This is a genomic window from uncultured Campylobacter sp. (genome assembly GCF_937997405.1).
GTDB lineage: Bacteria > Campylobacterota > Campylobacteria > Campylobacterales > Campylobacteraceae > Campylobacter_B.
Genome location: NZ_CALKTL010000061.1, coordinates 1 through 18,493, shown reverse-complemented (window position 1 = coordinate 18,493; position 18,493 = coordinate 1). Strand labels below are relative to the sequence as shown.

The window sequence follows — 18,493 nt, the reverse complement described above, 5'->3', positions numbered from 1 at the left end:
CCGGATACATTTTAAGTTCCTTTACCAGTGCTTCCGTATATTTTTCATATTCACGCCAAGCTTATACACAGGCATCGGCACGATCGGCACCGCAATGCCAGGCGTATTCGTTCGCTGCGAGAAATTTCTGCGCGCAAAGCGCCTACTATTTCTCATAATTTCAAGCGCCGCGATGCTGAAATTAATTTAGAATTTTGGCGAATTTAGCTAAGCTTAGCGCTAAATTTAACGCAAAGGAAAACCATGAAAATCATCGAAGGCTCGCTTGCTCTTAAGGGCAGCGAAAAGATCCTAATCATCAACGCCCGCTTCAACCACATCATCACCGATCGCCTGGTCGAAGGGGCGCACGATGCGTTTTTACGCCACGGCGGCAAGGAGGAAAATTTAAGCCTGATGCTGGTACCGGGCGCTTTTGAGATCCCGCTCGCGCTTGAAAAGGCGCTAAGCTCCAAGCTCTACGACGCCGTCGTCTGCCTAGGCGCGGTGATCCGCGGATCTACTCCGCATTTTGACTACGTAAGCGCCGAAGTAAGCAAGGGCATCGCAAACACCATGCTAAAATACGGCGCTCCCGTGACTTTCGGTGTGCTGACTACCGATAATATCGAGCAAGCGATCGAGCGTGCAGGCGCAAAGGCCGGTAACAAGGGCTTTGAAGCGATGAGCGGCGCGATCGAGCTTCTAAGCCTATTTCGCAACATAAAGGCGTAAAATGGCCACCAGACACCAAGCCAGGCTCGCTGCGATCTCGCTGCTTTACTCCCGGGATATGAACGGCGGCGGCGAGGACTTTGCGGACGAGTATCTGGAAGAAAAGCGCATTCGCAACGAGCAGCGCAACTGGACTCTGGCGCTTCTGCGCGGCGCTAGCGAAAATCTCACCGCGGTCGATGCCCTGATAGATGAAAATTTAAAGGAATTCAAGCTTGCCGAAATTTCGGCTCTGGAGCGCGCGATACTGCGGCTCGGGGCGTATGAACTGCGCTTTACGGACACGGACGCGGGCATCGTCATCAACGAAGCGATCAACTCCGCCAAGGAGCTTGGCATCTCGCCAAGATTTATAAACGGCGTGCTGGATGCGCTAAAAGATAGCCCCGTGAACATCGAGGCGGATAAAATTTCCAAGCCGAATACGGCTGGCGTAAATTCCGAGCTATCCACGGCGACAAGCGAAAATTTCAAGCCCACTGCGGCGAAAAGCTCCGCTATTTCAGACAGCAACGTTGTGGCGAAAAATTTCATCCCTACAGGCGCGGACGGCGAGACGAAAAATTTTACTAAGGCAAAGAGGAGCGGCACGCCGAAAAATTCTACGGCGAGCAGAAGCAGGCCATCCAAAAAGCCCGCTAATTTAAAAACTCGTAGCGCGCCCACCAAAAAATCCGCCGCGAGCAAAAAATTTAAAACGGAGAGAAATTTCAAGACCGAAGATAAATTCAAGACGGAGAAAACTGGCAAAAATTTCAAAACAGGCGAGCGAGGTAAAAATTTTAAGGCAGGCGAACGAGGCAAAGACGCCACGCCAAAAAAAGAGGGCGCGGATAGAAATTTCAGAGTCGGCAAAAGCGCTGCACCAAAAAAGGGCACTGCTGGTAAAAATGCTGCGCCCAAAAGTAGCGCGGGGCGCAAAAGCTCTACCGCGCCGAAAAAATCTGCGGGCGGCAGAGGCGCCGTCTCAAAAAGACCTGCGGGCAGCAAAGGCGCAGTGCGCGGCAAGGATAAACGGTGAAGCTATGCGTCGCGCTTGATCTGGGCTCAAAGCAGGAGTGTTTGCAGCTAGCAGGTGAGCTTGCGAGCTTGGCTGATAAAATTTGGCTCAAGGTGGGCTTGAGAGCTTATTTGCGCGACGGAGCGGGCTTTGTGAGGGAGCTAAAAAAGATTGGAAATTTTAAAATTTTCCTCGATCTAAAGCTCTACGATATCCCAAACACGATGGCTGACGCTGCCGAGGAGATCGCTAAAATCGGCGTTGATATGATAAACGTGCACGCAAGCAGCGGCAAGCGCGCGATGAGCGCGGTGATGCAGCGACTGGATAGGCTCGGTTCGCGCCCGCTAGTGCTTGCAGTCTCTGCGCTAACGAGCTTTGACGAGGCCGAGTTTAGCGCGGTTTACGAGCAAAATTTAAGCGACGCCGTGCGTAAATTTGGCGTGATGAGCTACCAAGCGGGCCTTGACGGCATGGTTTGCTCGGCATTCGAGAGCCGCCTAATCAAGGACGCCACGAGCGCAAATTTTATCACGCTCTGCCCGGGCGTACGGCCGTTTGGCGAGAGTGCGGCAGATCAAAAGCGGGTAGCGGATCTAGGCGTCGCGCGCGAGGCGGGAGCTGATTTTATTGTAGTCGGTCGCCCGATTTATCAGACGCAAAACCCGCGCGAAATCTGCGAGCGAATTTTGGATCAAATTTAACGCTCGAGCTTGCGTAAAATTTGACGCAAGCTCGTTTTAAACGGTATTTTCGCGCGAAAGAAATTTTAATCAAAATGCGCACAAAGGCGGCTCGGATGACGTCGAAGCGCCGTCGTCATCTTTTTACAAAATCCGTTGGAGTTTGAAACAAACGCATCAGATTTTTGCATTTGGCGCAAGGCAGAAGCGTAAATTTACTCCGTTGGGGATTAAAAACGTTCAAACTTTACCGCGCCCAAGCCTCCCTGCTAGCTTACGGATAAAATTTCCGATAATGAGCGCGGCGGCGGACGTCTTAGCACTAAAAAGCGGCGCGCATAAGCGCGGCGGCGGCCCGGCGGCGAGGTAAATTTTAAAAATTTTCGCACCGCGTGGATAAAATTTTAAAACTTGCCTCGCACGAGTGAAATTTTGAAATTCCGCACTCTCAAGGGGTTTTAAAATTTTATCCAAATGGCGAGCCGAGCGAAATCTAAATAAAGATTGGAGTAAAATTTGAGTAAAGGCGCAAGCGATTTTAAGAAAATCCCCTATGTCGGCGAGGCGACAGAGGCTGATCTGCTGGCGCTGGGCTACGAGGACATTGCTTCGCTAAAGGGCGCGGATTCAGACGAGATGTTTGAACGCACAAAGGCGCTCGGACGCGGCAGATGCATCCTCTACGTTTACCGCATGATTTGCTACTACGCCAGCACGCCCCGTCCCGACAAAGCCAAGCTGAAATGGTGGCTTTGGAAGGACTAAATTTACAAATTTGACCCGCGCGAGCCATTTGAATTTGAGCGGATTTACTAGCGACCGACGCGGCTGCATTTGCGGCACGAAACGGCGGTACAAATTACGAGTGGCGCAAAAGAGCGTAAATTTTACGGGCGCGGCGTAGCGGCTAGCGCAAAGTGCAAACATAGCCGCAATATGAAATTTTGATTTTATTCACAGGCACGCTTTGCGACTAAGCGGCCTGTACGAAATATAAAATCGCCGATTTCTGGCAAGCGCGCGCCGAGCCGTATATGCGTCGTAAATATAAAAGCGGCGACAGTCGGTGTCTTTAGGCGCACACGGCGCGGCCTTTCACGACGGCGAGCGGTGGCTGATATTTAATAATCACGCTATGGAGAAAATGAAATAGGCGGCGCGAGTTTTGCTTTTTATGGTAAATTTTACAAACGCGGCGCAGATTCCCGCGCGAGCTTTGCGAGCACAATGCGATAAAGCGACGCAAAGAGCGTAAATTTAACGGGCGCCTTATGATGGGGCGCTGCAAAGCGAAAGGAAGGTAAGGATGAAATTTTTTGCTACTTTGATTTTGTGCGCGAGTGCGCTTTTTGGCGAGACGATCAGCGCGAAATATGAGATTTCGTTCGGCGTTTTCGGCGCGGTCGGCAGCGCAAATACGCGGCTCGTGCGGCAGGGCGATCGCTACGAGATCGTAATGGACGCCGTTGCGCAGGGCGTCGCAGGCAGCCTGAGCGGACAAAGGCGCGAGAGCTTCCACTCAAAGGGGCGCGTCGTGGCGGGGCTTTTGGTGCCCGATCTCTACGTCCACGAGGTCTCGCGCAAAAAGAGCAAAACGACGAAAAACGAGCGCAAAACCTACACCTTCGACTACGCGCGTAAAACGATAAAATTTCAAAAGTTCAAGGGCACGGGCGGCGAGCTGCAGCTCGTAAGCGATGAAATTTTGCCCTATTTTGCGACGAACGACCTGCTGAGTTTGTTTTTCAATTTCTCTAAAATTCCGCACTCGGGCGATAAATTTTTCGTCCGAGCCGCAGGCGCAAAGAGCACCGACGGAAGGATCGACATCGAAAGGCCGCGCGGAAGTGCCGCTGCAAATATCGCGAGCGAGCTTGGCGTCGCGCCGCCTAGCGATGCGGACACCAACTCCGACGTAGCGGCAAGCGCAAGCTCTAGCGGAGCAGATACGAAAACCGGCGCAACGGACGCAAATTTTAAAGGGCGCGGCGCGGGTGCAGATAAGCAGGCTGCGGCGATTTACGTGGTTTTCATCAACCAGCCGATATTTTCGAGCAGCCGAGGCGAGCTGCACCTGAGTCTAAACGAGCGCGGTTACGCCGATCGCGCCGTTTTGAAGGACGTGCTGCTCTTCGGCGACATCCGCGCGCGGCTCGTGGAATGAGACTTCGTAAATTCGAAAAATGCCTGAGTTAAAAATTTTTAACTCTTAAAAGATAATTTGGCGCGTCTAGGTCTTTATTAAATTTTAATTTCATATATTTTTTAAGCTCGTTATATTCTTTATTAGTGGGTATAAATATAAAAAATTTATTGTAAAGTGCATCTATAATTAAAACATCGACAAACCTACATGAAAATAATCCGCCCTTAAACAAATGAAAAATCATTTGCGGTATGAAAAGAAAGATAACCGCTCCCATGCAGCAGAATAACATTATGAAAACTATCATAGAATCATCAAATATCGCACCATAAATATAAGCGAGTACGTATATGGTAAGGCAGGTTTTTCCTATAATTCTTTCCGTTTCGGTATATTTTCGCGTCTCGCTTTCATAAACAAGCGCGAAAGTCTTTTTGAAATATAAAATATCATCAAATTTCATTACGAGCTGCTCGCCTGATTTTATACATTTTATGCTTGAGTTTAAAAATATAAATTTCCTTCCGTAATGCTGCGAAAAGCCCTTAAGAGCCCTGGCAACCAAAGGTCCAGTAAGCAGAATATTCGCAACTTTTCTATCATAGGGAATATTAAATACTAAATTTATAAACATAGCAAAACAAAGCAACGCTACTATAGCTATAATATTTACGATCGGCATATAGTCTTTGATGACCAACGGCTCTTTGTCGTAATCACGAGTTTTAGCGCCCCGCGATGAAACACCGCCTGAGTTTAAATTTTGAAATTTTACCTCGTCTTTTGAGTTTAAATTCGTGCCGTTTAAATTTCTATCTCGGAAATTTGCGCCGCAAAGATGATCGGCTTGCAATTTGGGGTCTGTTGGATTAAAATTCGCATTTTTAAAGCTTTTACTACTCAAATTTGCATCGTTTGAATTTAATGATCTGCGATCCGCCGCATCGCTGAAATCCGTATCGTCAAAAATTTCGACGCTAGCGCCTTTTCGCAGCTTTTGTTTTAAATTTCGGCGCTGTTCGTTTAGAAGCTTTTTTGATTCCTCAAGCCGCACTTTATCCAAAAAATATCCTTAAGCTTAAATCGCTCGTATTTTATAACTTTGGGCTTAAATCGCAATAAATCGCGTTCGTTTCGCGCGTTTTTGATTTTATTAAAATATGTGTTTTTGCGTCGCGTCGCATGCAGCGCAATGACGGCAGCAAGGGCGCGGCAACGGAAACAAACCGCGTTTTTGGATCGATTTATTTCTTAAATTTTCTTATGAAATCGCTCGCGTCCCGTGCCGTCATCGCCGAGCTCATAACGGCGATCCTATCGGCTCCCGCGCGTAGGACGGAGGCGAAATTGCGCGGCGTTATGCCGCCTAGCGCGTAGATTTCGCCCGCGAAAAACTCCCGCACGACGCGGATCAAATTTAGCCCCCTCGGCGCTAGCCCCGCCTTGCAATCGGTCACAAATATATGGCTCAGACAGATCGCGCCGGCACCCAGCTCCAGCGCCTCGCGCGCCTCCGCCTCGCTGTGGCAGGAAGCGACCAGTTTTTTGAAATTTGCACGCAAAAACTCCGCGCCGTGCGCCGCGCTAAAGCTCCGCAAAACCCCGAGCGGCAGCCATAAATTTCTCTCGCCTGCCCGCAGCGCAAAATCTGCAAAATTATGCACAAAGATCGTAGGCTGGCGATTAGAACTCTTTGCATTCTGCGCACCCTCTGCACTCTGCGAGTTTTCCGCCTTTTTCGCGCTCTGTGAATTTTCTACGCCCTTTATACTTTCCGTGTACTGCGCGCTCTGCGAGTTCCTCGCGTCTACTGTGCTCTGCATGCCCTCTGCGTCATTTGCACTGTCTGTACCTTGCGCGCTCCTCGTCGCAGGTTTCGTTTCGCATACGGCGCCGCAAAGTGAAATTTCACCCGGCGCACTATCACCCGCGCGATTTGCGGCGCCGGTAAAATTTTCAGACAAAATTTTATCTAAAACGCAAGCGGAATTTTTAGGCCGTGTCTCATCTGTAGCGGCACCGTACTTGTGGGCCGCATCCGCGCAAAGCCCGCTCCTGCCGCCGCTCACATGGAGCTTTTTTAATAAAATTTTATCCTCGTCGCGCTCGCGGAGCGAAATTTTATCCGCGCAGGCCGCGCTCGCGTCTAATTCACTCGTGAAAGCATGGGTTTCGCCAAATTTAGCGGTACGAGCTTCATTTGCAAAAATTTCGTCCGCGCGGACCGTATCCGCACAAAATCCGTTCTCGCAAGCGAGTAAAATTTTACCAAACAGCGCTGCGTAAGCTTTCTCGCTCAGGTCTTTTTCGCGTACGACGATCTCGCCTACGCCCGTTGCGGCAAAATCCGCTATACGCGCAAGCAGTGCCGCCTCGCCGCCGCAGAGCGCGCGATTTGTGATGATCGTAATGCGCGAAGCAAGCTCAAAATCTAGCATCCGCCTGCTCCTTTAAACTCAACATCCGCGCGTGGCGCCGCGCTCAAATTTAAAATTTTGCCTGCGATGCTAGGGATTAAAATTTTACTTGCTAGAGCGAACGCCGAAATCCCCACCGTCACGCCATATTTCAAAATTTCGCCCGCCCGAATAAGGTCTGAAATTTCCGCCGCAGCGCTAAAACTCAAAGCGTTCGCCCAGCTCCTCGATTTTAGCGACCTTGCGTTGCCGCCGCATAGGAATCTGAAGCTCGCGCCGTTTTTAAATTTGAAATTTATGCCACCCTCGGGCTTGGAATTTGCACTGCCCTTAAATTTTAAATCCGCGTATGTGTTCCGAGGTCTTAAATTTACGCACGCATTTTGTAGCTCAAAATTTCCCGCGCGAGCCGACACGACATCGAAAATTTTATCATCCGCCATAGCGCCATAAATTTTATCACCGTGTGCGGCGCTGTAAAATTCGGCGTAGTATTTTACGCTACGAATTTTGCTGCGTCTAGCGGCGCCAAATCTGCCCGCAAGTAACGCACCGCAAATCTCGCCTCTTAAAAAGGCGTTGCAAATTTTACCCATGCGAGCGCAGAATTTCGCCGCATAAAATTCTAGAAATTTCGCCGTCAAAGCAAGCCTCTCGTGCCGAAGTTTCGCGGCGTAAGCTCGCATATCCGCGCTTTTAGACATAGATATACTCGCTCATCAGCGGCTGCAGCCCGCCTGCGCGGATCGCCTCGCAGACCTCGCTTACGCTGCGCGCGTCGCTGATCTCGAACTGCTCGTCGCCCCTCTGCTCGCTGTGCCCGCCGATACCGACGCTCACGCCCGCCGAAATTTTACTCGCCGCGATCCTGATCGCGTTGTCGCGGAAGCCCGCCCTCTCGCGCGTGGAGATCGTGATCTGCGCACTTGGCAGCAGCAGCCGATACGCGCACATCACCTGCAGCAGCTCGCGCTCGCCGACGTCTTTCGGGTTTATTTTGTCGTTGTTGATGATCGGGCGCAGACGCGGCACCGAAAAGGAGATCTCGGCGCGCGGGTACTTTCGCTGAAGCAGCCACGCGTGCACGCCCGTGGCAAAGGCATCGCGGCGGAAATCCCCGAGCCCCAAAAGCGCCGCGAAGCCCACGCCGCGCATACCGCCTCTAATCGCGCGCTCTTGGGCTGCGAAACGATACGCAAAAACGCGCTTGTTGCCCGCAAGATGCAGCTGCGCGTAGCGCGCGGGATCGTAGGTTTCTTGAAAAACGGTGACGAAATCGACGCCGCAAGCATGCAAATAGGCGTAATCGGCGGAGTTTAGCGGATAAATTTCGACGCCGATTACCTTAAAATACTGCCGCGCGAGCTCGCAGGCGCGCCCGATGTAGCGCACGGGGCTGTTTTTCTCGCTCTCGCCCGTGAGGATTAAAATTTCTTCTAACCCGCTCGCCGCTATCGCCTCAAACTCCGCCTTTAGCTGCGCTTCATCGAGCCTTGCGCGTGCGATTTTGTTTTTGCAGTTAAAGCCGCAGTAAACGCAGAGATTGTCGCAGTAGTTTGAGATATAAATCGGCGTGAAAACGGCAACGTTGCTGCCGAAATGCGTCGCCTTTTCGCGCGCCGCAGCTTGCGCGATCTGCTCCAAATGCTTGCCCGCACGCACGCTCAGTAGCGCGGCGAAATCGCGTAGACTTCTATTTTTCGCGCCGATCGCCCTTTGCACGTCAGCCTCGCTCGCCTCTTCGCAAAAGCCCTCGCGCAGAGCGAGCGTGTGCTCCATCATCTCGCTTCCGATATCCTCCATGCCCGCTATATAGCCGGTTCCCATCATCTTTAAAATTTTCCTTTTAAATTTTCATTTAAATTCCACTCGGCACGCTTTTGTGCGAAAATTCTTGCCGCGCAAATTTCTCATCATTTGGTCTAAAGGTGCATTTTAGCAGGATTTAGGTAAAAAATTGCAAAACGAGGGGGCGCCTATTCGTATTTTAAATTTTAGTGATTATTAAAAGATGAAAGAATATACTTTCGTAAAATTTAAAGGAAAAGTAATGAAAAAAATCATCTTAGCTTTAGCCCTATTTGGCTCTGTGGCTTTTAGTGAAACGGAGTTTCAATCGCTAAGAAAACAATTTGAGCAAAAGTGCGAAGCAGGCGATTTTGAGGCTTGCAGTTACGCCGGCGCTATTTATAAAAATCCGACCTTGTTCGGGGGAAACGCATCCGATAGGGATTATAAAAAAGCACTTTACTACTTTAAAAAGGCTTGCGACGGAAACGATTATGTAGCTTGCTCGGATTTGGGAGCAATGTATCATGGTGGCAAAGGGGTGAAAAAAGATTATAAAAAGGCTGTCGAACTATTCGATAAAGCTTGCGACGGCGGATATACAGACGGCTGCAACAATTTAGGTTATATGTATGCAAATGGTAAAGGGGTTAAAATGGATATGACGCGGGCTATGGGATATGCCAGAAGAGCCTGCGATGCGGGAAGTTGGATGGCGTGCGGGAATTTTGCTTCAGTTCTTGAAGCAGGTGGCGACAGAGCAAGGGCGACACAATACTATCAAAAGGCCTGCGAAATGGGCAAAAAACACCCAGGGTTATTCGGCTACGATAAAGACTCTTTACGAGAATACTGCGATAAATACGACATACTAAAATAGCCCGCTGATTAATAAGGCTTCTTTCGATCGGGCTACTTTCAGCCCTATGAAATTTTAAAATTTGATCGCCGAGCTTGCTGCGCGTTACACCGCTACCAAATTACTTTTCGCCGCAGCGCCTTAAGATGCCTAGCGAAGTGCGGAATTTATATCGTTCGGCATAGGGCTTAACAAAGCACGCTGAGATTTAACTCACATGGCACAAAAACCTTGCGCGATATGTATCTATAACTCAAGAAAGGCAAATTCCGCGCAAAAAAACACGGCTCGCACAACCAAGCCGCGTTTAAAATTTTAACCGCTACCTCAAAAATCCCGTTAGCGGCGAGCTTGCGCAGGCCGTTTTGCAAACGGCGCCAAGCCCCGCCAGATAGGCATCGCGCCCTGCCTGCACGCCGAGCGCAAACGCCCGCGCCATCAGCGCCAGATCCCCGCTCGTGGCGATCGCCGTATTTACCATCACCGCAGCGCAGCCCATCTGCATCGCCTCGCAGGCCTCGCTAGGCGCGCCGAGCCCCGCATCTACGATGATCGGCACGTCGATTTCGCCTAGCAAAATTTCGATCATCCCGCGCATCATCAACCCGCGGTTGGAGCCGATTGGCGCAGCCAGAGGCATCACGGCGGCGGCTCCTGCGCTTACCAGATCGCGCGCGACGCACAGATCGGCGTGCATGTAGGCAAGCGGCGCGAAGCCCTCGCGCGCTAGGGCCTCACAGGCTTTGATCGTCTCGGCGTTGTCGGGCAGAAGGTACTTGCTGTCGCCTATGATCTCGATCTTTACGAAGTCGCCGCAGCCCAGCTCGCGCGCGAGCCGTGCGATCCGCAGCGCCTCGGCGGCATTTCGTGCGCCGCTGGTGTTTGGCAGCAGCGTGACGCCGCGAGGGATGAAATCCAAGATATTGCGGCTCTTGCTTTCGTTCACGCGGCGCAGCGCAAGCGTGACGATCTCGCAGCCCGCATACCGCACGCAGGCGTCGATCATCGCGTGATCGAACTTGCCCGAGCCCATTATCAGGCGCGAGCTAAACTCCTTGCCGCCTAAGATCAGTTTATCGTCCATCCTATCCTCTTTAATTTAAATTTTCGTTTTTATGCGCAGCGCAAATGGCGCATATCGGCGCACGGCGCATTATACACAGCGCGAGATTGCGGCACAGATTGTGCACCTTGCTTCTATTGCTATTTTTACGTGCCGCACGGACCGCATCGAAACCTAAAATTTTCCGTCAAATTTTATGTCGCAGACAGACAGCGCAAAATTTCAAAGCGCTGTTTAAAATTTTGCGGCGGAGCAACGGCTTTAAATTTATACGCTGCGTTTAAATTTACGCGGCGCGCGGTAAATTTCACATCGTTTTTAAAACGCGCTGTATACCCGCCGAAACGCCCTATGCTTTTCAAAAACAATCGCAAAAAGCCTAAATTTAGCAGCAATGCACAAGGCGCGTAAATTTAGAAATGCAGGCGCGCGATGAGCGCCGAGCCTAGCCCTCCTCGCCCAAAATCAGCCTAAGCGCGACGTTTGCCTGATGTGCGGCGCAGATCGCCACGCGCGGCGCGAGCAGCCCCACGCCCTGAGCTGCGGCGCTTTTGCGGTCACCGCAGACGAAGACGTTTTTGCCGAGCCGCGTCGTGCGGATCTCGTTGGCATCGCCGCTGCCCGCCATACCGCTAGCGCAGATCAAAAAGCTATCCGTGCCGCCGAATGCGCCAAAAATCATCGCTTTCGCCGCCGCGTCGTCGAAGCACTCGCAAATTATACGCTCGTTTTTTAAAATTTCGGCTACATTTTGCGCGGTAAGTCGCTCGTTTAAGGTTCGCACGCGTACGAACGGGTTTATGCGCGCGATTTTTTCGCGCAGAGCGTCCGTTTTGGGCTTGTAGAGATCGCCGATCTCGTACTGCTGGCGGTTGAGGTTGGTCGGCTCGACGACGTCGAAGTCGATCAAAAAGAGCTCGCCCACGCCCGCGCGCGCAAGCAGGATCGCGACGTTTGAGCCGAGCCCGCCGAGTCCGCAGATCGCCACGCGCGAGCCTTGCAGCGCCTCGTTTACGGCAGGGGCGTTGCGAGCAAGCATCAGCTCGCGAAGCTCCTGCGGCGCCAGCTCCGCACCGCGCGCGAGTAAAAAGAGCTCATCGCCCGCCTTCAGCTCGCAGTTTTGCGCGCTCGCATAGCCGTTTATCACGGCGATCTCGCCGCTAAATTTAACCTCGCGCTTCAGCCCGTCAAGATCGCTTGCGCCCGTCTCGTAAGCTTTGCCGTTTAATTTTATCTGCATTTTGATCCTAAATTTTATCTTTTTGCCGTCTAAATTTATCGCGTAAATTTAAACTTGCGCGCGGCGCCTCATATCTGCGCGAACATAGCGCGCATTTATACGGTATTGCGGCGCGGTTGCGACAGATATCTACACAGCTGCGGCGCACTGCGCAAACGCTCGCGCGAATTACGGCGCAAGCGGACGTACCTAGCGCATCGCACGCGATTTTGATCTGCAAATTTCATCGTGCTTTTATGTGTAATGTTTTAGCCTACTGCAAGCATTGCGTTCAGCTAATACGGCGCGTAGAGCCTCTGTACGAAATACACAGCGCAAGCCAAATCCGCCAAATTTAGCGCGTTAACCTAACTTATCGATTAAATTTAAAGCCGCGAAACGCTAGAGCGATCCGCCGAATTTAAAAGCTTAAACGCCCGAACAAATCCGCGCTGTGGCTAAATTTAAAATTTCAAGCCGAACCGAACCGACGAAAAAACGGCACACAGCAGCATACGTTGCAGCGTGCATGGCGGCAGAGATCTCGGGGTAAATTTTAAAACCCCACGCCCAAATCTCACAACTTCGGCATAAATTTTAAAGCCATGCGCTCAAGCCTATAGCGCCGATGCGGTTTTAAAGCCCATATCATGCCACCGCAGCTGGCAACGCAAATTGGCGTTCCACCGCCGCAATAAAATTTAAACTCTATCGCCGCGGAGCGAATTTTAAAACTCCTGCGTTCGGCCGCTGCGGCCTAGCTCGCTTTCAAAATTTAAAGGCTCGCCTCAGGCGCCAAACCGCCCTGTCCTTCTAATAAATTTAAAAACCCAAACGCCGCTATCTCTCCGCTGCGTCTATTTATGCAGCTGCGACGCTACGCGCTTAAAATTTTAACGACGCCCGCGCAAATTTTAAGCCCCAGCCGCTGTGTCGCCGTACCATTTAAAATTTAGCGGCCTCCTTGGCAACTTCAGCGCGGATTTAAACCTCGGTCGCCATAATTTTTAACGCAATTCAAAGCCCAGACCTCAGCCGCCGCCTACGAACTCGACGATCTCATATTTTTTGCCGCTTGATATCTGCGTGCGCTCCCACTCCTGCTTTTTTAAAATTTCGCCGTCGCACTCGAGCGCCACTAGGCGCAGATCGTGTCCGCGCCGGCGTAGAAACTCGCTCACGCTCATATCCTGCGCCAGCTGCAGAGGCTCGCCGTTTACGCAGATCTCAATCATCGCTCGCTCCCAAGCTCTCGCGATACTCCTCGTAAGTGCCCCTAAAATCGACGATTTCGCCGCCTCCTTTGAGGTGCAAAATTCTATTTGCAAACGCGTCGATGAGCTCGCGGTCGTGGCTCACGCAGATCGCGCAGCCCGCGAAGTTATACAGCGCCTCGCCAAGCGCGATGATCGCCTCGAGATCAAGGTGATTGTTGGGCTCATCTAGCACCAGCAGGTTCGGGCGTTGCAGCATTAGTTTGCTTAGCATCACGCGGTGCTTCTCGCCGCCGCTTAGGCTGCCCACGCTTTTCTCCTGCTCCGCGCCGCTAAAAAGCATACGTCCAAGGCATTTGCGAATTTCATCCAGATCCCTATTTTGCGGGCTTTGTAGATATTCGTAGAGCTTGAGCTCGCCTGAAATTTTATTATTCGTATCCTGCGCGAAGTACCCAGGCTCGATCGTGGCGCCCATGTGCACCTTGCCGCGCTGCGGCGTGAGCTCGCCCATGATGATCTTGCAAAGCGTGCTTTTGCCCACGCCGTTTCGCCCGATTATCGCGATCTTATCGCCGTGAGCGAGCTTGAGGTTAAAATTTTTCAGAATTTGAACCTCGCCGAAGCTCATATCCACGCCGCTTAGCTCCAAAATTTCATTGCCGATCTCGCGCGCGGGCTTAAATAAAATACTAGGCTCCCTGCGCGAAGAGGTCGTAAGCTCGCTAAGATCGAGCTTGTCGAGCTGTTTTTGACGGCTCGTGGCCTGCTTTGCTTTGCTTGCGTTGGCGCTGAAGCGAGCGATAAATTTTTCAAGTTCCGCCTTCTCTTTGAGCTTTTTCTCGCGCTCGAACTGCGCCTGTTTGAGGGTGAGATTGGACGCGATAAACCAGTCGTCATAATTGCCGCTAAATTCGCGCACCCGCCTAAAATCGACGTCGAGGATGTCCGTGCAGACGCGGTTTAAAAAGTGGCGGTCGTGGCTGATGACTACGAGCGTGCCCGTGTGGCGATTTAGCTCAAACTCAAGCCACGAAATGGCGTCGATATCGAGATTGTTCGTAGGCTCGTCCAAAAACAGCACGTCAGGGCGCGGGAAGAGCACCTGCGCGAGCAGAACCTTAAATTTATCGCTCGTCTCGATCTCGCTCATCTTTTTATCAAAGTCGTTCAGCCCCAGCGAACTTAAAATTTTCTCGATCCGCGTTTCGTACTCGTAAGCGGGATCCTCCTCGGCGCAGATCATCTCAAGCTCGCCGAGGCGCTCGTTTATCTCGTCGTTAAACTCGCCCGCTTCGTAAAGCTGCGTCTTTTCGCGCACGGCGTCATAGAGGCGCTTGTTGCCGTAGAGTACGGCGTCTTTGACGCTGAAACTTTCAAAGGCGAATTGATCCTGCCCCAAAACGCCGATTTTAAGCCCGCTTTCGATCAAAATTTCGCCGCTGCTTGCTTCGATCTGCCCGCTTAAAATTTTAAGCAGCGTCGATTTGCCCGCGCCGTTTGCGCCGATGAGACCGTAGCGCCTGCCCTTATCGAGGCTTAAATTTACGTTTTCAAAAAGTAGCTGTTTGCCAAAGCGCATCGTTAGATCTTTGATTTCAACCATATTTTTCCTTTTAAATTTCTCTTTGCATTGCCTTGTGCGCGGGCTTCTACCGGATTTTGCGCACAAATTTCATCTCGCGGTTTATTGCGGCTTTTGCGCCGCGGCGAACCGCGATAAATTTCTTCTATTGTAGCTTAAAATTCTGAAATTTCGCCGAAGGAGCGCGCGAGAAAGCGAGAGCCGGCGCGATTAAATTTAAACCGCTAGAGCAATTTAAATTTTAGCCGCTGTAATCGCTATCGCGAGTGATGATGAGCGTGTAGTTCGGATACGCCGCGCGCACTTGCTTGCAGACCGCGCGAAACGTCGCCTCCATGTCGGGCGCTGCGAAATCGACGATAACGTCGAAGCTGATCGCGCGTTTGCTCTCGTCGAGATAAAATCCGTGTATCTGCGAGACGAACTCGTGCGACAGCGCCATCTGCTTGATATGTTCGCGGATCTCGGTGGCGCGCGGATCGTTTTTATTAAACGCGTAAATTCCTACGGTGTCTAGGATGATATTAAATTTCGCAAAAACGGCGTTTTGGATGCGGCGCGTAAGAGCGTCGATCTGCGCTGCGGTCGTACCCTCTGCGACCTCGATGTGGATGCTGCCGACCATCTTATCGGGCCCGTAGTCATGAAACATCAGATCGTATGCGCCGATGACGCCCTCAAAGCCGCGCACGACGTCGTAAATTTCATTCGTCAGCTCCAGGCTCGGACGCGAACCCAAAAGCTTGCTGATCGTATCGCGCAGAATTTCATACGCCGTTTTGATTAAAAGCGCCGAAATTATCGCGCCCAGATACGCCTCCAAGCTCAGCCCGAAAATAAGCGAAATAAAAGCCGCTACGAGGGTAGCTAGCGATACGAGCGCATCGTATTTGGCGTCCACGCCGCTAGCGATGAGCGAGTCAGAATTTACGCGCTCGCCCGTCTTTTGCGTATAAAGCCCTAGGCTAAATTTCGCCGCGACGGCTACGGCGATTATGGCAAGCGAAACCGCATTATAATTCGCCGCCTGCGGATGAATGATCTTTTTGATCGATTCGACGAGCGAGACGCCGCCGGTGTAGAGGATGATGACGGCGATTACGATCGCGCTTAGATACTCGATCCTGCCGTGTCCGAAGGGGTGTGCACGATCGGGCTGCTTGCTAGCAAGATGCACGCCCACGATCGTAATGACGGACGAAAGCGCGTCGCTTAGGTTATTTACTGCATCAAGTACGATCGCGATCGAGCCCGAAATCAGCCCTACGACGCCCTTAAATGCCGCTAAAATTATATTTGAAATGATACCGATCGCACCGGTGCGAATGATGATTTTATCTCTGCTATACGCCGCTTGAGGCACTTCCATTATCTCTCCTTTGAAATTTTATTCCAAGCCACAATCGCTGCGCGTGTAGGTCAGATCGGCGATTTTTTCGCCGCTTTGCAGAAATTCTCGTACGCCTATGCGATTTAGACTGCCCGCTTTCATCATCTCGCAGACGTCCTTTTGCCTGTTGGTGCGCAAAATGCTTTCAAAATTTTGCTTGATTTTGGGATCTACTTTATCCCAAATTTCATTTTTTAGAATCGCGGGAATTACAAATTTATCGCCCTCGCATGTAGCCGCGCTCAACTCTATATTTTTAGTCGCGGGGTGACTGTGCCCATTTACGGCGTCCGCCAAAGCCTTGCAGCGCTCGGCATCGGCATCTACATCTCCCGCAAGTGCTGCGCTGCAGATAAATACGCCGAACAGGGCGAGTATAAATTTTTTCATTTTAGCCTCCTAATTTTATTTGAAATCTACCATATTCAAATTTTAAATTCAATCTATTTTTGAAATTCTAAGAATCCTCTACACGGCAAAAATCCGCGAGCCGCCAAAATTACTTGCGTTAAAATAACGGCGTAAATTCCGCAAATCACCGCTAGAAATTTTCTAAATCGCGGCAAAAATTCTTTAAATTCCATCCAAAATTCTATAAGCGGAAATTTCGCGGCGGATCGCATATACTCGCTCAAAGCGGCGCGCGACGAGATCGTCCGCATCTTTTTTAACTCGCCTTTAAGTTATAGATTTAACGCAGCTTTGAAAAGCTCCAGTCAATCCGCGTCCACCATTAATTTATAAATTTTTAATGCAGTTCCGCGTTGAGTTTGATCGCACGCTTGCTAATGCTTGCCGTAATCTGCCCGCTTTGGCTGTTTTGGCGGAAGTGCAGTCCGCTAAGCCTGGCAAGCTCAAGCCCTTTATAAATTTCGCGATCGAACGCAAAGCCTGGATTTAGCGCTGCTAGCGCCTCGCGATCCTTTTGTGCGATAAAAACCTTCGTGCCCTCAAGTACCGCAATACCGGCATCCACGATGCAGCGGTCGCCTAGCGGAATGCCCGTTACGGAGTTTGCGCCCAGCAAGCAGTGCTTGCCGATGCTCACGGCATTGCCGTTGGTGCCGCTTAGCACGCCCAAAATCGACGCACCGCCGCCTATGTCGCTGCCCTCGCCCACGACGACCGAGCTGCTGACGCGCCCTTCGATCATAACGCTACCGGTCGTACCTGCGTTGAAATTTACATAAGCAGCACCCGGCATCACGGTCGTACCTGCGGCGATATGCGCACCCAAACGCACCTTCGCGTCATCTAAAATCCGCACGTTTTGCGGCGGTACGACGTGGCTTAGGTAGCGCGGAAATTTATCGACGCTGATGATACGCGGATAGCGGCCCTGCATTTTTAAATGGATTTCGTTTTCATGCAGCCACCAAAGCTCGATCGGGCGGGCGTTCTCGTCCCACGCGACGTTCGGAAGCACGCTAAATGCGCCGTCTAGATTGAGCGTGCGCGGCTCGCAGAGATTTAGCGAAAGCGCGTAAAGCTTGAGATAGACGCTCTCGACGCTTTTCGGCGCGGTATCCTCAAAGATAAAGCTAGCGCAAAAGCTCGCGTGCTCGTCCGATTTCATCGCCTCTTTAACCGCAAGCAGCACCTGCAGATTTTTGTGCGCGCCCTCTTTGGTGTCTGGCTGTAGAAATTTTAAAGCCTCGATCGCCTTTTTTAGGGCTTTGTGCGTTAGCGGAAGGACGCACTCACTACCGCTAAAATCCACGACCTCACCGCATTCGGCTAGAGCATGGATTAGCACTGCTGCGCTTGTTAGCCCATCTTTAAAATTTACGTGCGCATAATTTACACTTAAGCTTTTGTGCCCCTCTGCACGCCCCTTAAATACGCGCCCGATCGCCCACATGATCGGATCGCGGTAGCCCTTTTTGGCGCGAACTTTATCCGTAAAAGCCTGAAGCTCGCTTAGGCTTTTAATCTCTTTCATATTTAATCCTTGATCGCAAAATTGCGCGGGAGTATAGCTAAATTTAATTTAAAAGGGGATTTGAAAAGGCGCATGAATGGAATTTAAAAGCGAAAACATGCACTTTTAAATTCTTAGTTGTTTTTCAAATTACTTTACTTCTTGATATTTTGTCTCGGGCTACTTATCTTGTTGTCGCTCTGGCGGAACAGGAATACTTACATCCTCGCTAGGGACTTTTTTTCTTATCGTTTGGTCACAAGCAACATCAATACCACCGCAATTGCTATCCGTACGATTAAATTCTACATAAGCATATTTGCCGTCGTCGAAAATTAGTTTGCCAATAACGGATTCGTTCTCATTTTTTAGATAAATTTCAACACGATCGGAAGCCAAACCACAAAATTTTAAAAAACTATCATAAGAATTTACAAAAGTACTTGGATAAAATATTAGAAAACTTACATATCCACATATAATAAGACTAAAAA

At 50.8% G+C, this 18,493-nt stretch carries 18 protein-coding genes and 1 pseudogene; 7 read left to right on the top strand and 12 right to left on the bottom strand.

Features of this window, described 5'->3' with window-relative positions; genetic code table 11:
• The 6 genes and pseudogenes from Q0372_RS03160 to Q0372_RS03135 all read left to right on the top strand — a co-directional run.
• A partial coding sequence (locus Q0372_RS03160) for a hypothetical protein (RefSeq protein WP_298102448.1) occupies positions 1 to 190 on the top strand: 190 nt, incomplete at its 5' end.
• 53 nt (positions 191 to 243) lie between these two features.
• The gene (gene ribH / locus Q0372_RS03155; RefSeq protein WP_177388134.1) at positions 244 to 714 is read left to right on the top strand and encodes a 6,7-dimethyl-8-ribityllumazine synthase; all 471 of its coding nucleotides are present in this window, start codon (positions 244 to 246) and stop codon (positions 712 to 714) included.
• A 1-nt stretch (position 715) separates the two neighbouring features.
• A pseudogene (gene nusB / locus Q0372_RS03150) lies at positions 716 to 1,090 on the top strand (transcription antitermination factor NusB); the annotation flags it as partial.
• 641 nt (positions 1,091 to 1,731) lie between these two features.
• Positions 1,732 to 2,418: an orotidine-5'-phosphate decarboxylase gene (pyrF, locus tag Q0372_RS03145; RefSeq protein ID WP_366810406.1), complete on the top strand. Its 687-nt coding sequence runs from the start codon at positions 1,732 to 1,734 to the stop codon at positions 2,416 to 2,418.
• 495 nt (positions 2,419 to 2,913) lie between these two features.
• Entirely contained in the window at positions 2,914 to 3,162 is a 249-nt protein-coding gene (locus tag Q0372_RS03140; protein ID WP_298102445.1) for a helix-hairpin-helix domain-containing protein, read from the top strand.
• A 541-nt stretch (positions 3,163 to 3,703) separates the two neighbouring features.
• A complete protein-coding gene (locus Q0372_RS03135; RefSeq protein WP_298102442.1) occupies positions 3,704 to 4,561 on the top strand; it encodes a DUF3108 domain-containing protein in 858 nt (285 codons plus the stop codon).
• 28 nt (positions 4,562 to 4,589) lie between these two features.
• Here the strand turns inward: Q0372_RS03135 and Q0372_RS03130 are convergent, their stop codons facing one another.
• From Q0372_RS03130 to thiH, 4 genes are all read right to left on the bottom strand, one after another.
• Positions 4,590 to 5,606 (bottom strand): hypothetical protein, encoded by a 1,017-nt coding sequence (locus Q0372_RS03130; RefSeq protein WP_298102440.1) that lies wholly within the window; start codon positions 5,604 to 5,606, stop codon positions 4,590 to 4,592.
• A 181-nt stretch (positions 5,607 to 5,787) separates the two neighbouring features.
• Positions 5,788 to 6,981 (bottom strand): thiamine phosphate synthase, encoded by a 1,194-nt coding sequence (locus tag Q0372_RS03125; protein ID WP_298102437.1) that lies wholly within the window; start codon positions 6,979 to 6,981, stop codon positions 5,788 to 5,790.
• Positions 6,975 to 7,664: a hypothetical protein gene (locus Q0372_RS03120; protein WP_298102433.1), complete on the bottom strand. Its 690-nt coding sequence runs from the start codon at positions 7,662 to 7,664 to the stop codon at positions 6,975 to 6,977. The genes Q0372_RS03125 and Q0372_RS03120 overlap by 7 nt, the downstream gene beginning before the upstream one ends.
• Complete coding sequence (thiH, locus tag Q0372_RS03115) at positions 7,657 to 8,790, bottom strand: 2-iminoacetate synthase ThiH (protein WP_298102430.1); 1,134 nt, start codon at positions 8,788 to 8,790, stop codon at positions 7,657 to 7,659. The genes Q0372_RS03120 and thiH overlap by 8 nt, the downstream gene beginning before the upstream one ends.
• A gap of 220 nt (positions 8,791 to 9,010) precedes the next feature.
• On the opposite strand from thiH, the gene Q0372_RS03110 reads away from it, so the two are divergent.
• Positions 9,011 to 9,628, top strand: a complete 618-nt coding sequence (locus Q0372_RS03110; RefSeq protein ID WP_298102425.1) for a tetratricopeptide repeat protein — start codon at positions 9,011 to 9,013, stop codon at positions 9,626 to 9,628.
• A 301-nt stretch (positions 9,629 to 9,929) separates the two neighbouring features.
• On the opposite strand, the gene Q0372_RS03105 is transcribed toward Q0372_RS03110, so the two are convergent.
• The 8 genes from Q0372_RS03105 to Q0372_RS03070 form a co-directional block, all read right to left on the bottom strand.
• A complete protein-coding gene (locus tag Q0372_RS03105) occupies positions 9,930 to 10,706 on the bottom strand; it encodes a thiazole synthase (RefSeq protein WP_298102450.1) in 777 nt (258 codons plus the stop codon).
• Positions 10,707 to 11,115: 409 nt separating this feature from the next.
• Positions 11,116 to 11,910, bottom strand: a complete 795-nt coding sequence (gene thiF / locus Q0372_RS03100; RefSeq protein ID WP_298102422.1) for a sulfur carrier protein ThiS adenylyltransferase ThiF — start codon at positions 11,908 to 11,910, stop codon at positions 11,116 to 11,118.
• A 1,010-nt stretch (positions 11,911 to 12,920) separates the two neighbouring features.
• Positions 12,921 to 13,124, bottom strand: coding sequence for a sulfur carrier protein ThiS (gene thiS / locus Q0372_RS03095; protein ID WP_298102419.1), 204 nt, complete (start codon positions 13,122 to 13,124; stop codon positions 12,921 to 12,923).
• Positions 13,117 to 14,709 (bottom strand): ABC-F family ATP-binding cassette domain-containing protein, encoded by a 1,593-nt coding sequence (locus Q0372_RS03090; protein WP_298102416.1) that lies wholly within the window; start codon positions 14,707 to 14,709, stop codon positions 13,117 to 13,119. The genes thiS and Q0372_RS03090 overlap by 8 nt, the downstream gene beginning before the upstream one ends.
• A 220-nt stretch (positions 14,710 to 14,929) precedes the next feature.
• A complete protein-coding gene (locus Q0372_RS03085; RefSeq protein ID WP_298102413.1) occupies positions 14,930 to 16,057 on the bottom strand; it encodes a cation diffusion facilitator family transporter in 1,128 nt (375 codons plus the stop codon).
• A gap of 18 nt (positions 16,058 to 16,075) precedes the next feature.
• The gene (locus Q0372_RS03080) at positions 16,076 to 16,468 is read right to left on the bottom strand and encodes a hypothetical protein (protein WP_298102410.1); all 393 of its coding nucleotides are present in this window, start codon (positions 16,466 to 16,468) and stop codon (positions 16,076 to 16,078) included.
• A 358-nt stretch (positions 16,469 to 16,826) separates the two neighbouring features.
• Positions 16,827 to 18,020: a tetrahydrodipicolinate N-succinyltransferase N-terminal domain-containing protein gene (locus tag Q0372_RS03075; protein WP_298102407.1), complete on the bottom strand. Its 1,194-nt coding sequence runs from the start codon at positions 18,018 to 18,020 to the stop codon at positions 16,827 to 16,829.
• A gap of 159 nt (positions 18,021 to 18,179) precedes the next feature.
• A partial coding sequence (locus Q0372_RS03070) for a hypothetical protein (protein ID WP_298102404.1) occupies positions 18,180 to 18,493 on the bottom strand: 314 nt, incomplete at its 5' end.

Coding starts and splice junctions, on each gene's coding strand:
- Q0372_RS03080 (WP_298102410.1), bottom strand. CDS start 16,468: ATGAAAAAATTTATACTCGCCCTGTTCGGCGTATTTATCTGCAGCGCA.
- Q0372_RS03120 (WP_298102433.1), bottom strand. CDS start 7,664: ATGTCTAAAAGCGCGGATATGCGAGCTTACGCCGCGAAACTTCGGCAC.
- Q0372_RS03110 (WP_298102425.1), top strand. CDS start 9,011: ATGAAAAAAATCATCTTAGCTTTAGCCCTATTTGGCTCTGTGGCTTTT.
- Q0372_RS03085 (WP_298102413.1), bottom strand. CDS start 16,057: ATGGAAGTGCCTCAAGCGGCGTATAGCAGAGATAAAATCATCATTCGC.
- thiH (WP_298102430.1), bottom strand. CDS start 8,790: ATGATGGGAACCGGCTATATAGCGGGCATGGAGGATATCGGAAGCGAG.
- Q0372_RS03135 (WP_298102442.1), top strand. CDS start 3,704: ATGAAATTTTTTGCTACTTTGATTTTGTGCGCGAGTGCGCTTTTTGGC.
- thiS (WP_298102419.1), bottom strand. CDS start 13,124: ATGATTGAGATCTGCGTAAACGGCGAGCCTCTGCAGCTGGCGCAGGAT.
- Q0372_RS03075 (WP_298102407.1), bottom strand. CDS start 18,020: ATGAAAGAGATTAAAAGCCTAAGCGAGCTTCAGGCTTTTACGGATAAA.
- thiF (WP_298102422.1), bottom strand. CDS start 11,910: ATGCAGATAAAATTAAACGGCAAAGCTTACGAGACGGGCGCAAGCGAT.
- ribH (WP_177388134.1), top strand. CDS start 244: ATGAAAATCATCGAAGGCTCGCTTGCTCTTAAGGGCAGCGAAAAGATC.
- Q0372_RS03090 (WP_298102416.1), bottom strand. CDS start 14,709: ATGGTTGAAATCAAAGATCTAACGATGCGCTTTGGCAAACAGCTACTT.
- Q0372_RS03125 (WP_298102437.1), bottom strand. CDS start 6,981: ATGCTAGATTTTGAGCTTGCTTCGCGCATTACGATCATCACAAATCGC.